This window comes from Halobaculum sp. XH14, from assembly GCF_032116555.1.
GTDB classification, from domain to species: domain Archaea; phylum Halobacteriota; class Halobacteria; order Halobacteriales; family Haloferacaceae; genus Halorarum; species Halorarum halobium.
Genome location: NZ_CP134949.1, coordinates 1,232,044 through 1,244,336 on the forward strand (window position 1 = coordinate 1,232,044; position 12,293 = coordinate 1,244,336).

A 12,293-nucleotide genomic window follows, 5' to 3' on the forward strand; every position below is an offset into this window, starting at 1 on the left:
CGTTCACCACCGGGGCGTCACCGTCAGCCGGCGGCCCGGACGGCGTCCAGCGCGAGCCGCCACTCGTCGGCGATCTCGTCGACGCGCGACTTCTCGTCCTCGACGTCCTGCTGGTCCCGGAGCCAGTAGAGGTCGGTGTAGAACGTCACGAGCGCTTCGACCTCCGCGTCGCTCAGTCGGCCGATCTCGCCCGCGTTCGTCTCGTAGACGACCGGCTCCTCGACGGTCGCGGCCAGTTCCTCGTACCGGCCCGCCTCGCTCAACTCCTCGACGTATGACAGCGCCGCGAGCTCCGTTTCGAACGCCAGCCTGAGTCGCTCGACCGCCGCGCGCCGTCGGCGCACGAACAGGAAGTAGGATCCGGCGATGGTCGCGACCGCACCGATGAGGCTGCCGACGACGAAGCCGGCGAGCGGTCCGGCCATACGGACGATTGCGGCCGCGAACTGAAACTCGTGGCGGCCGTTCGTCGCTCGCGCCCCCGACTCACTCGAACTCGCCGAGCGAGACCTGCCCGTTCGGCGACCGGCGCCGGCGTTCGCGCTCGCCCGGGTCGGCGTCGACGTCGGGGTCCACGACGCCGGCTTCCTCGGCCCAGTCGTCGAGCGTCGGGTCGGCCGAGCCGCCCCCTCGATCCTCGCGCCGGTCGCCGTCCGGGCTTCCGGGGGTCGAATCGCCCGGTTCACCGGACTCCCCGGACCGGCCGGCCTCCACGGTTTCGTCGGTCTCGCCGCCCTCGTAGCCGCCGAGCGTCGCCTGCTCGCCGGCGCCGAAGGAGAGGTTCGAGACCCGGACGCCGAGCTTGCGGACCGTCTCGCCGTCGAACTCGGAGAGGAGGTCGAGCGCGACCTCCCGAACGAGTTCCGGGTCGTCGACCGGCCCAGAGAGCGACTCGGCGCGGGTGTTCACGTCGTAGGGGGTCGTGACGGCCTTGATGCCGATGGTGCGGTACATCGCGTCACGCGAGCGGGCGCGTTCGGCCACGTCGGCCGCGAGCGCCCGGACGACCTCGGCCTTCTCCTCGTCGTCGTCGGTCCGTTCCGAGACCGCCGACTCGCGCGAGAGGCTCTTGGGACGGCCCGTCGGCGTCACCTCCCGGTCGTCGCGGCCGCGGGCGCGGTCGTACAGTTCCCGCCCGCGCTCGCCGAAGCGATCGGTCAGGTCCGACGGGTCGGCGTCGGCGAGGTCGCCCGCGGTCCCGATGCCCGCGTCCGCGAGCGTCCGGGCGGTCACCGGGCCGACGCCGTGGATGTCCTCGACCGGAAGCGGGGCGAGGAACGACTCGATCTCGCCCGGTGCGACGACCGTCAGGCCGTCGGGCTTGTCGAAGTCCGAGGCGATCTTCGCTGTCGCCATGTTCGGCGCGACGCCGACGCTGGCGACCACGCCCGCCTCGCGCTCGATGCGGTCCTTCACGTGCCGTGCGAACCCCTCGGCCAGCGTCCGGTCGCCGTCCGGCGCGTCGATCCAGGCGGTTCGCTCGGTCACGTCGAGGTACGCCTCGTCGATGCTGACCTCCCGAACCGTCTCCGCGCAGTCGTGCAGGACCTCCTTCACCGCCGCGGCGACCCGCTTGTAGAACTCCATGTCCACGGGGCGGTAGTAGCCCGCCTCCGCCGGGTCGGGCGCGTCGGGGTCGTCGGCGTCGGCGTTCGCCATGCGGGGGAGTCGCTCCAGCGCGCCCGAGATGGGCTGGGCCGACTCGACGCCGAACTCGCGCGCCTCGTAGCTCGAGGTGGCGACGGCGCCGATCGTCTCGCCGGCCTCGTAGCCCATCCCCACGACCACCGGCTCGCCGCGAAGCTGGGGCTCGCGGAGCCGTTCGCACGAGGCGTAAAAGCAGTCCATGTCCACGTGCAACACGACGCGCTCCCCGCCGTCGTCGGTCGGCGCCCCGGGAAGCGTCCCCTCCATACCTCCTGGTAGCCACTTGGTCGTGGTTAAGCTTCGCCTCCCGGGGTGAATGTAGTCGAATCCTGCGGGTTCCGGTTCTCGCGTTCGGAACGTTCGGGTCCCCGCGTCCGGCGGGGACGGGTTCCTGCTCGCGTCCCACCGGTGACATTATGTCCGTCGCGGTAACAGTTCACCCATGGCCCTCCTCCGACCGTTCAGGGAGTCGCTCGGCGCGATCGCACGCAACCCCGTCATCCTCGCGATGACCGGGCTGCTCGCGCTCGTTCAGGTTCCACAGTTCGCGGCACAGACGCTCGGCCCTCTGGTCTCGGCCGTCGTCTCGATCGGGTTCTCGCTCCTGTACATCGTGGCGATCCCGTACATCCAGGGCGGACTGTTCGGCATGGCGGACGAAGCGCTCGACGGGCGGACGAGCCTCGGACGGTTCCACAGCGCGGGCAAGGACCACTACGTCTCGCTGCTCGTCGCCTACCTGCTCGTGTTCGCGCTCTCGCTCGTGATCGGCGGCGGCCTGTTCCTCGTCGGCTTCGTCGGTCTGTTCGCCGTCGTCGGCGCGAACCTCAGCACCGCGGCGACCGTCGCGATCGGCCTCGTCGTCGCGCTGCTGCTGCTCGTGTACGTCGTCGCGTTCGCGTTCGTACAGTTCTACGGACAGGCCATCGTCCTCGAGGACCTGGGCGGGATCGACGGCCTGCGACGGAGCGTCGGGACGGTCAGGTCGAACCTCCTCTCGGTGTTCCTCTACACCGTCGTCGTCATGGTGTTCAGCGGCGGGTTCGGGCTGGTCGCCGGCGGCGCGTCGCTCGTGTTCTCCCCCCAGCCGACGCCCGGCCTCCCGATCCCCAAGGCGTCGCTCCCGATCATGGCCGCGGGCGCGCTGCTCCTGATCGTGCTCACGGCGCTGTTCTCGGCGATCTTCCTCGTGTTCTCGGTCGCGTTCTACCGCGACCTCCGCGGCGGGACGGTCGCCGCGAACGCCGGCCGGGACGGCGACGCCGGGATCCCGTCGCTGTAACCTGGCTCCGGCAGCGTCCCGGCACCTCCGATACCGCGATACGACTCGGGGGCGTTGGTTTCCCCGCTCGACTAGCCGTCGGGCGCGTCTTCGAAAGAGGGTGACTCCCTGTGGGTCAGCGATCGTTCATCCGCGTCGCGGCTTCGTACCCACAGCGGGTACATTCGGCGACGCGGTAGGGCTCACGGGAGAACGACGCGTTCTCGCCCGAGCCCTCGGTCCGGATCTCGATCCCGACCTCGTGGGGAGTGTCCGCACCGCACTGGCTGCACGATTCGGTCAACGTCCCGTCCTCGCGTAGCGCGTGTGACACGGTGTTCACCCTTTCTGGCCTACGGCATCGGTCGTAATAAGCGCGGGGTTCCCGGGAGTCGGGCGGTTACTTCAGTCGTTCCTGCAGCACGGACGGGTGAGCCGCCGTCACGCCCTCGATGTGACCGATCTCCTCGCTGATGGTGCGACCGAGTTCGTCGCCGTCCGCGGCGTGGACCTCGGCCATGAACATGTGATCGCCCGAGGAGGTGTAGAGCGACTCGACCGACTCGAGCGCCTTCAGTTCGCGGGTCGCTTCGACGTATCGTTCGCTGTCGACCTCGATCCCGACGAGGGCGATCGTCTTGCCCGACAGCTTCTTCGGGTCGACGTCCGCCGAGTAGCCGACGATGACGCCGTCGTCCTCCAGCTGGTTGATGTACTTTCGGACGGTCGGCTTCGACACCTCCGCCCGCTCGGCGATCTCGGCGTAGGAGGCCTGCGCATCCTGTTCGAGAACCTCGAGGATGCGGTCGGCCGTGGAGGTGGTGCTCATTGCCGGTACTTTTGCGTCGATGAAAAAATACCTTGCGAAGCGGAAAGCAGTTTGGCCGCCCACCGATAGGGAGCGGCCCCGAGCGGGTCGAGGTGCCCCGGTCGGGCGAATGGGGGCGCCAGGTCGCTACTTGTGCTTGTCGATGAAGCGGTCGTACGAGCGCTCCCACTCGTAGTCGTCGTCGAAGTAGCGCTCCGCGAGCGGCTCCTCGGGGAGCTCGCCGAGTTCGCGCTTCTCCTGCTGGTAGGACGGGCGGTCGTCCTCGCGGTAGTAGATGCCGGTGAGCACCTCGCCCTCGTACAGTTTGTCCTCGGTCTCGCGCATCAACTCCTGAGCGTCGGCCCGGTTCGTCGGGTCGAAGTCGTAATCGTCGGAGTCGTTGATGTCGGTGTACGGGACGTACTGGCGGGCGTCCTTGTTCCAGGTCGGACACTGGGTGAGGAAGTCCACGTGGGCGAACCCGTCGTGGTTCATCGCCTCGACCAGGATGTCGCGCGCCTGGTTCGGGTTCACCGCGGCCGTCCGGGCCACGAACGACGCGCCCGAGGTGAGCGCGAGCGAGAGCGGGCGGATCGGCGTCTTGGCCGACCCGTGGGGCTGGGTCTTCGACTTGTGTCCCTTCGGGCTGGTGGGGGAGGTCTGGCCCTTCGTGAGCCCGAAGATCTCGTTGTTGAACACGATGTAGGTCATGTCGTGGTTCTCCCGGGCGGTGTGCATGAAGTGGTTCCCGCCGATGCCGTACCCGTCGCCGTCGCCGCCGGCGGCGATGACCTCCAGTTCGGGGTTCGCCAGCGCGGCCGCACGCGCCACGGGCAGTGAACGCCCGTGGATCGTGTGGAAGCCGTAGCTGTCGAGGTAGCTGTTCAGCTTGCCCGAGCAGCCGATACCCGTTACGAGGAGCGTCTCCTCGGGAGAGCGGCCCACCTCGGGCAGCGCCTGTTTCAGGGACTTGAGCACGCCGAAGTCGCCACAGCCCGGACACCACGTGGCCTGGGGCTCGACGGACGGCGTGTACTCGTCCCGGTCGATCTCGCGTTCCTCGCCGATCGCGCTGAATGCACTCATTGGTCAGTCACCTGCCGCCGGAACGAACTTGGTTTCGTGGCCGGGGAGCTCCCCGTCCTCGACGATGCTGGTCTCGAAGCCCTCCACGATCTCGGCGGGCTCGAAGGGGTTACCGTTGTACTTCAACAGCGAGTGCAGCTTCTCGCCGTAGCGGCCCAGTTCCTTCTGGGTCAGCCCACGGAACTGCGCGGAGGCGTTCATCTCGACGACGAGCACCTCGTCGACGCTTTCGACGAACGCCTCGACGGCCTCGACCGGGTACGGCGCGAGTTCGCCGACCGAGAGCGTCTTGACGCCGTGGCCGTTCGCGTTCAGCCGGTCGACCGCCTCCTCGACGGTGCCCTGCTGGCTGCCGAACGTGAGGATGCCGTACTCGGCCTCCTCGGGCCCGTGCGGCGAGAGCAGCGAGTTCTCGTCCAGGTCCGCGCGGATCGCATCCATCTTCTCGAACCGCCGGTTCACCTGCGAGACGCGGTTGTCCGGGTCCTCGCTGATGTGCCCGGCCGGGTTGTGTTCGTTGCCGGTGACGAGGTAGCGCCCGCCCTTCTGGCCCGGGATGGACCGGGGCGAAACGCCGTCCTCGACGTCGTGCTGGAACCGGTGGAACTTCCCGTCCTCCGTGTGGGGCTCGTCCGCGAGTTCCGCCTCGGTGAGCGTCTTCCCCATCGAGGGGTTCGGCTCGCGGTCGAAGGTCGATGCGGGGACGTTCGTCAGCTCGCCTGAGAGCTTCTGGTCGTAGATGACGACCGAGGGGATCTGGTAATCGTACGCCAGCCGGAACGCGGTCCGGGCGTGGTCGTACGCTTCCTCGACGGTCCCCGGTGCGAGGACGACGCGGTGGGAGTCGCCCTGCGAGGTGTACAGGACGTGCTCCAGGTCGGCCTGCTCGGGCTTGGTCGGCATCCCGGTCGAGGGACCGGCACGCATCGCTTCGACGAGCACGAGCGGCGTCTCGGTGATCTCCGCGAGCCCGAGCGGCTCGGACATCAGCGCGAAGCCGCCGCCCGAGGAGCCGGACATCGCCTTCGCTCCGGCGTGGGACGCACCCACGGCGAGCGCCGCCGCGGCGATCTCGTCTTCCACCTGCTCGGAGATCCCCCCCAGTTCCGGGAGGTTCTGGCTCATGATGGTGAACACCTCGGTCCACGGCGTCATCGGGTAGCCGGCGATGAACCGGCACCCTTCGTCGATCGCGCCGTAGGCGATGGCGTCCGAACCGGACATGAGCAGCTGTTCCTCCTCGTGTTCTCCCTGGGGGACGTCGATCCCCGGGGCGTCCACGTCGTACTCCTCGCTCACCTGTTCGTAGGCAGTCTCGAGGATGTCGACGTTCGGTTCGAGGATCTTCTCGGGCATCGCGTCGGCCATCAGCTCCTGGATCCACTCGAGCTCGATGCCGGCGATGGCACAGGTCGCGCCGACGCCCGCCGTGTTCCGCATGACTTCACGACCCTTCTCGCGGGCGAGCCCGCGCAGGTCGAGCGGGTAGACGTGCCAGTCGTTCTCCTCGGCACGCTCCTCGAAGTCCGGGATGTCGGCCGGGTCGAGCAGCCCCTCGTCGTAGATGATGACGCCACCCTCCCGGAGTTCGTCCAGGTTCTCCGAGAGTGGTTTCACCTCCTCGTTGCCGTAGTACGCCCCCTCCTGGGGATTTCGGGCGAACGAGTCGCCCAGCGCCAGGAGGAAGTTGTACCCGTCACCGCGGGACTTCACCGGGTCCGCGGAGGCTCGTACCTCGACGTAGGTGTGGCCGCCGCGGATCCGGGACGGATAGTGACGGTGCGTGAATACGTGGAGCCCCGCACGCATCAGGGCTTTCGCGAAGTTCTGGCTGGTCGAGGCGATGCCGTCGCCGGAGCCGCCCGCGATCCGCCAGATGAGTTCGTCGTCTGCCATAGTTAGGTCTGGGCCCTCCAGTAGGCCTAGTATCTGGTGGTTGCCTGCCCCGACTGAAAGGCCTTGCTATGGGTTCGCAAGGAACGTTCGTGAGGGTTAGCGATCGTTCACGTCCACTCTTTGACCGGCTGGCTTGGGTCGATACTGAGGACGGATCAACTGGCTGTCCGCTACCTTACGTTTAAATCGGATTGCGAACCAGATTCGGTAGTCACTTGGAGTGCTGCCCGGACTCGGTTCGAGCCTCGAGACGGGTCGGATCCGGAGTCGAATTCGTGCCCGAGCCGAGTCCGACCGCGCGAATGAGTCCGGACTCTCGACCAGCGCACCGACTGAACTCACTGAACAGGATAAAACAACTAATCAGATAGAGGATAATTTTTCCCTTGATAAGTTAAGATTTATAACTGATACCGAATCAGACTCCGCCACCGAATGAAGTATCGTCCGATCCTGATGGTGCTGGTGATCGTCGTCGCCGGTGTTCCGTCGAACGTCGCGTCGCTGTCGAACGACCCGCCCGTCGTGGATGCCGGGCTGGATCAATCGGTCGAACTCGGTGAGACCGTCTTCCTCGACGGGGGTGGATCGTTCGATCCGAACGGGGAGATCGCGTCGTATCGCTGGCGAATCGAGGCCCCGGACGGGTCCACGGCTCGGCCTGCCGACCCGACGTCGGTTCGAACCCGATTCGAGGCGACCCAGGAGGGACGGTATTACGTGACCCTCACCGTCACGGACGCGGACGGTCGTTCCCGGAATGACACGCTCTACGTGGACGTTCGCGAGAGCGAGTCGGATGAGGGTTCGGGCGATAACGACTCGGCTCCGACCACGAACTCCCCGCCGACCGGGAGTATCACCGGACCGGATTCGGTCGTTCAGGGGGAGACTGCGACCTTCTCCGCGGACGCTTACGACGACGGTCGAATCGAGTCCTATGCGTGGAGTACGGGAGAAGCATCCGGCCGCGACGCGCGGCGCACGTTCGACGAGCCTGCTGGGTCACGCGTCGTCGTGTCCGTACTGCTCACCGATGATGACGGCGCGACGAACCGACTCAGCAAGTCGGTTACGATCCTCGAGGACGACCCTGGTGACACGAGCGACACGTCCCCGAACGAGCCACCGTCGGCCGAAATCGACGGCCCCAGTCGGATCGCGGTCGATGAGTCGGCTACCTTCCTCCTCACCGCTAGCGACCCGGACGGAACGGTCGTCAGCCGGTCGTGGACGTCGCCTGCATCAGCTTCCGGGTCGACGGTCACGCATTCGTTCGACTCCCCCGGAGAGTACACGATTTCCGCGACAGTGACCGACGAGGACGGGAGCTCGGCCACCGCGACACACCAGGTCGAGGTGTACGGTGCGGGGGAACCGGTCGTCTCGATTTTCGGGCCGGATACGGCGCCTGCCGGATCGACCCAGTCGTACACGTTGGAGGCCTACGATCCGGACGGTGGCGAACTCACGATATCGTGGGACCCTGCACAGACGCAACTCGAACGAGACGCGACGAGGTTCCGGAACCACGTCTCAATGGACTCGCCACCGGGCGATACGGCTACCGTCTCGGTACGGGTTAGTGACGATGAAGGGAACTCTGTTACCGTGGAGAAGCGGACTAGAGTAACTCAAACGACAAGAGTTACTTCTCGAAAAAACACTACTCCAATAGTTGGTGATATTCGATCATACTATTATCTCGACGATTCTACTCAACAATCGGACACGGATACGATCGAGGGTGGGACCTACGCCTTCTCCGCAGACATTACGAGCGGGACCCCGGGACCCGTTTCTGTCGAGTGGGAATTTAACGATAGTACTACTATCACAAAATCATTGGGTGAATTAAATGGAACACGAACTTCGAGTATCGAACATCAGTTCGTCTCCGAGAAGGGATCGGTACGTTCTATCGCTCTCTGGGTAGAGGCGACTGACGAAAACGGTAACAGTAGTAGACAGAAATGGACGAGCAGAGTCAACACGATCGCAACCCATTCAAATATTTCGTTTAAAGCCTCTGGAGGCGGTGAGACGGTAGGTTCGGGGGGAACCCTCGAAGTTACAGTGGGGTCTGAGGTCGTTTTCGACCTTTTCTCGTATCAGCACTATAAGATTGAAATGGGTGACGGAGTAGTGGTCACGGGGCCTGACTCGACTGAGTGGCAGGAAGTTACACACGTTTACGACGAGGTCGGAACGCATTCGGTTCAATTGACCTCCATTCAGGGGTCCGATGGATACGCGCTCAAACGGGTCAAGGTAAAGGTAACCCGAAACTCCTACACCGAGTATCGATACAAGGTCTCCAACGATCAGCACGAGAAGACTATCGCACCATCACGGCCACCGGGAAATGACTGGAACAAGGTGGAAATTAACCACGCAGAGAGGTATCTGACGGGCCAGACGTACACCCACCAGGGAAGTCAAGCCGACCATCTCGATCTGGGTGACAACTGGATCGTCACCGACTCATATACGGAACAGCGGCAACGGACTGATCATCAGGTCGCTAGATCGGACCCGGACGGTAGCGGTGAGACTTGGACGCTCACGGACTCGAACGTCCGTCAGGAGACGAGGACGGTCTACGAGAACCAGTACCGGTGGTACGAAGACAAGTATGGCGTGCCGGGATGGTCCCAGACCGGGGAGACGCGAACCGATCTCGTCGTTGTCGGAGATGGTCACGATCACGACCGAACTCGGCACGAAGAGACGACCCGGGGTTCATGTGCGGATCGACGTCTTGACCCCACTCCCGGCGGCGGCTTCGGCGTGGTCTGTGTCGAATGGAACTACAATACTCGGGTCTGGTACTCGGGACACGATCACGACGGGAGGACCTACTACGATACCGACTACCGCTATCACAGGGAGGTTAAACAGACGAAGGACGTCTGGCTGCACAGGTACAGCCGTACAACGACCGAGGCTGTTCCGGTTACGGTGTTTAGCGAAACTGCAAGTCGAAACTACTGGGTCTGGAAGCGACTTATCAATTCGAAATATTCAACAGAATACTCCTTAACTAAACCAAGGAAAGGAGCTTACGTTGATGGTACGCTTGAAAGTGTGGTGGTTAACTGTGGTGGAAAAGGTGGGCACCATGATGACCTGATGTGTTGAGGATCTATAATAAATTTAATAAGTATATGTGGGAATTTAGAACAAGAGTGAGCTGCGAACACGCTCTGGACAAAATTTGGGGTGACATATCGTGAGTGAACATAGCAAAGACGGGAGAAACGGTAAAAATTCTCCCAATGGAAAGTTCCAGCATTCGGACACTGGTTGTCGTTTGGCATTGGCAGCGATGTTGCTGAGTCTGATGCTGGTCCTTTCAGGTTGTAGTGCGGTTGCCAATTATGCGGAGGGAACCGACAGAAGTTCTCCATCTCCAACACCGACTGATTTACCCTATTCCACACAGTCTGGATTCGGCCAGCCGGATGAATCAATTTCTACCCCTCGACCACTCCAGAACAAAACGCCTCGTAGTGATATTAACGTGAGTTTGGTGGAGGAATCACTTGTTACTGAACTAAATACATATCGAACCCGAAAAAACCTGGGCCAGCTAGTCTCTGATCCTCGTTTAGCTATCATTGCAAGGAACCACTCTCATGATATGGCTAAGCAGGGGTTCTTTTCGCATACCAATCCGGACGGACTAACGAGCGAAGATAGAGCTAGGCGGAACAGTTATAATTGTGGAATCTCCGCGGAAAATATACACCACGATGGATGGAAGACGGGAAATCTCTCAACTGAAGATGAACTTGCTGAAGAAACAATTGGTGCGTTCATTCAATCGCCGCCTCATAATCAGGCGATGCTCATCATCGACCTCACAACAGTAGGTATCGGAATCTATGTTACTAGTGATAGGCATGTGTATGTAACAATGATGCTTTGCGGCAGTTGACTTAATTAATACGAATATATAAGTAATATTGGCTGGCCAGAGCAGGTGTGAGAAATTCAACCCGCCGCAAGTTCCTGGCAGGATTTCTTTGCACCACTATGACAGCCCTGAGCGGCTGCACCAAATTACTCGAAGAAAGCAACTCACAACCGGACCGGACTCGAAACCCGAACGAAACCTACACCACGGCCCAGAAGACGACCACCTTCTCACACAAGGGAACGCGGACGCCGTTTCCCGGTGTCGAATCGATCTACGCCGGTGGACCGGGTGGCACCCTCGTCATCACCTACTTCGACTACTCACACGACGCTTCGCTCAGGTGGTGGCGCGAGGAGTACCCCGAACTCAGGGACCTTATCGAGGACGGGAAACTGCGACTGACACTCATGATGTTTCCAAAGCCCGTGGACCGCTGGTCGGTGATGCTCCCTGCCGCACTGTTTCAGGTCCGTGCGGAGACCGATCGGGAAGCCGCGTGGGCGTTCCATGAGTCGCTCGTTTCGGCCGAAGAGTACTCGCTGGACCTGATCGAGCGGACCGCAGCCGATGCCGGGGCCGACCCGGAGTCGGTAACCGCGGCCGCACGGCAACGACGCCGGCGGAATCAGATGTTCGCCGACAAGGCGATGGGCGAGGACAGCGGCGTCGAGTTGCTCCCGGCGATGCGCTGGGGATTCGAGTCGATCGGGGGCACCTCGGCGGCCGACGTTCGATCGTTCATCAAAGAGCAGAACTCGTAGACGCTTCACTCGGGGGGCGACGTCACTTCACTCCGAACCGGAAATATCACCTCTGGGCAGCTGACCTCTCAGAAGCGTTCGTCGGCCAGCCGCTCCGCGTGCTCGCTCGACTCCGCGACGATCCAGCGGACCTTCGCCGCCTCACCGTACGCGAGTTCCTCCTTTAGCTCGTCGCGCAGCACACCGACTCCGTAGCCGAGTGATTCGCCCGACTCGTCGCCAAGTTCGTACACGCCGTACCGTTCCGGAGCGGTGCCGACGGCGGCCCGGTCGAACTCGCGCCACTGCTTGTGGAGGCTCATCTGTCCCCGCCCTCCCCCGTCCCCTCACGCGACTCCGCGTCGACGAACTCGTAACTCTGTTCGCCCCAGTCGTCCTCGACGAAGGCGAACACCCGTCCGCGGGCAACCGCCGGATCGGCATCCAGTTCCGTGCGCTGGCCGCCCGGTCGCCGGGCAGTCACGCCCGGAAACAGTTCCTCCTCGTCGCCCTCCCCCAGGATGACCCGGCCGACGCCGGTGTCCGCGAGGATGTCGTCGTGCGTCTTCAGATCGTTCACGTACAGCAGGACGCCCTCCGACTCGGTCGGGTCCGTGACGAGGACGTGCGTCTGCTTTCCCGGCTGGGTCGTGAGCGACCCTTCGACGGTCTGGGGGACGCCGTGATAGAACGTGACCCGGCCGTCGAGGTACTCGACCTCGACGCCCTCCTCGCGCAGGGCGACCGAGACGGTCGCGGGGGCGACGTCGCTCCGGTTCGGCGCGCTCATGGGCGACCGTACTGGCGGCGGGGGAATAAGCCCCGCGACAGCGGTCGTGCCCGTCCGTCACGCGCGGCTCTCGAGGCGGCGGGGTGGGCTTTGGCCTGGCCGGCGACGGGCAGTGCTCAGGTCGAACGGCGGCGAACGGTGTG

At 63.7% G+C, this 12,293-nt stretch carries 12 protein-coding genes; 4 read left to right on the plus strand and 8 right to left on the minus strand.

The window, feature by feature from the left end; translation table 11 throughout:
- Positions 1-23: 23 nt before the first annotated feature.
- Entirely contained in the window at positions 24-425 is a 402-nt protein-coding gene (locus RJT50_RS06260) for a hypothetical protein (protein WP_313695112.1), read from the minus strand.
- A gap of 61 nt (positions 426-486) precedes the next feature.
- Positions 487-1,914: a DNA polymerase IV gene (gene dinB, locus RJT50_RS06265; protein ID WP_313695115.1), complete on the minus strand. Its 1,428-nt coding sequence runs from the start codon at positions 1,912-1,914 to the stop codon at positions 487-489.
- Between the two features lie 175 nt (positions 1,915-2,089).
- Here dinB and RJT50_RS06270 point away from each other — a divergent pair, with 175 nt between their 5' ends.
- Positions 2,090-2,929, plus strand: coding sequence for a DUF7847 domain-containing protein (locus RJT50_RS06270; RefSeq protein ID WP_313695118.1), 840 nt, complete (start codon positions 2,090-2,092; stop codon positions 2,927-2,929).
- Positions 2,930-3,044: 115 nt separating this feature from the next.
- Here RJT50_RS06270 and RJT50_RS06275 read toward each other — a convergent pair whose 3' ends face one another.
- The 4 genes from RJT50_RS06275 to RJT50_RS06290 all read right to left on the minus strand — a co-directional run bounded on the left by RJT50_RS06275 (position 3,045) and on the right by RJT50_RS06290 (position 6,698).
- Entirely contained in the window at positions 3,045-3,251 is a 207-nt protein-coding gene (locus RJT50_RS06275) for a DUF7835 family putative zinc beta-ribbon protein (RefSeq protein ID WP_425499710.1), read from the minus strand.
- A 57-nt stretch (positions 3,252-3,308) separates the two neighbouring features.
- Positions 3,309-3,737, minus strand: coding sequence for an HTH-type transcriptional regulator LrpA1 (gene lrpA1, locus RJT50_RS06280; RefSeq protein WP_313695121.1), 429 nt, complete (start codon positions 3,735-3,737; stop codon positions 3,309-3,311).
- Positions 3,738-3,863: 126 nt separating this feature from the next.
- Complete coding sequence (locus tag RJT50_RS06285) at positions 3,864-4,802, minus strand: thiamine pyrophosphate-dependent enzyme (protein WP_313695123.1); 939 nt, start codon at positions 4,800-4,802, stop codon at positions 3,864-3,866.
- A 3-nt stretch (positions 4,803-4,805) separates the two neighbouring features.
- Positions 4,806-6,698, minus strand: a complete 1,893-nt coding sequence (locus RJT50_RS06290) for a 2-oxoacid:acceptor oxidoreductase subunit alpha (protein WP_313695126.1) — start codon at positions 6,696-6,698, stop codon at positions 4,806-4,808.
- Positions 6,699-7,133: 435 nt separating this feature from the next.
- On the opposite strand from RJT50_RS06290, the gene RJT50_RS06295 reads away from it, so the two are divergent.
- The 3 genes from RJT50_RS06295 (at position 7,134) to RJT50_RS06305 (ending at position 11,381) form a co-directional block, all read left to right on the plus strand.
- Entirely contained in the window at positions 7,134-9,839 is a 2,706-nt protein-coding gene (locus RJT50_RS06295) for a PKD domain-containing protein (RefSeq protein WP_313695128.1), read from the plus strand.
- 91 nt (positions 9,840-9,930) lie between these two features.
- Complete coding sequence (locus tag RJT50_RS06300; RefSeq protein ID WP_313695129.1) at positions 9,931-10,638, plus strand: CAP domain-containing protein; 708 nt, start codon at positions 9,931-9,933, stop codon at positions 10,636-10,638.
- Between the two features lie 98 nt (positions 10,639-10,736).
- Positions 10,737-11,381: a DsbA family protein gene (locus tag RJT50_RS06305; RefSeq protein WP_313695132.1), complete on the plus strand. Its 645-nt coding sequence runs from the start codon at positions 10,737-10,739 to the stop codon at positions 11,379-11,381.
- 68 nt (positions 11,382-11,449) lie between these two features.
- Here the strand turns inward: RJT50_RS06305 and RJT50_RS06310 are convergent, their stop codons facing one another.
- Together RJT50_RS06310 and RJT50_RS06315 are read right to left on the minus strand one after the other, a co-directional pair.
- On the minus strand, positions 11,450-11,683 hold the full coding sequence (locus RJT50_RS06310; RefSeq protein WP_313695134.1) for a DUF7508 domain-containing protein: 234 nt from the start codon (positions 11,681-11,683) through the stop codon (positions 11,450-11,452).
- Positions 11,680-12,150 carry a DUF5796 family protein gene (locus tag RJT50_RS06315; RefSeq protein ID WP_313695135.1) on the minus strand — a complete coding sequence of 157 codons (471 nt, stop codon included), beginning with the start codon at positions 12,148-12,150 and terminating at the stop codon, positions 11,680-11,682. The genes RJT50_RS06310 and RJT50_RS06315 overlap by 4 nt, the downstream gene beginning before the upstream one ends.
- Between the last annotated feature and the right edge of the window lie 143 nt (positions 12,151-12,293).

Bases quoted from the DNA above. Each gene is read 5' to 3' on its own strand.
- RJT50_RS06260 (WP_313695112.1), bottom strand. From the start codon at position 425: ATGGCCGGACCGCTCGCCGGCTTCGTCGTCGGCAGCCTCATCGGTGCG.
- dinB (WP_313695115.1), bottom strand. From the start codon at position 1,914: ATGGAGGGGACGCTTCCCGGGGCGCCGACCGACGACGGCGGGGAGCGC.
- RJT50_RS06270 (WP_313695118.1), top strand. From the start codon at position 2,090: ATGGCCCTCCTCCGACCGTTCAGGGAGTCGCTCGGCGCGATCGCACGC.
- lrpA1 (WP_313695121.1), bottom strand. From the start codon at position 3,737: ATGAGCACCACCTCCACGGCCGACCGCATCCTCGAGGTTCTCGAACAG.
- RJT50_RS06285 (WP_313695123.1), bottom strand. From the start codon at position 4,802: ATGAGTGCATTCAGCGCGATCGGCGAGGAACGCGAGATCGACCGGGAC.
- RJT50_RS06290 (WP_313695126.1), bottom strand. From the start codon at position 6,698: ATGGCAGACGACGAACTCATCTGGCGGATCGCGGGCGGCTCCGGCGAC.
- RJT50_RS06295 (WP_313695128.1), top strand. From the start codon at position 7,134: ATGAAGTATCGTCCGATCCTGATGGTGCTGGTGATCGTCGTCGCCGGT.
- RJT50_RS06305 (WP_313695132.1), top strand. From the start codon at position 10,737: ATGACAGCCCTGAGCGGCTGCACCAAATTACTCGAAGAAAGCAACTCA.
- RJT50_RS06310 (WP_313695134.1), bottom strand. From the start codon at position 11,683: ATGAGCCTCCACAAGCAGTGGCGCGAGTTCGACCGGGCCGCCGTCGGC.
- RJT50_RS06315 (WP_313695135.1), bottom strand. From the start codon at position 12,150: ATGAGCGCGCCGAACCGGAGCGACGTCGCCCCCGCGACCGTCTCGGTC.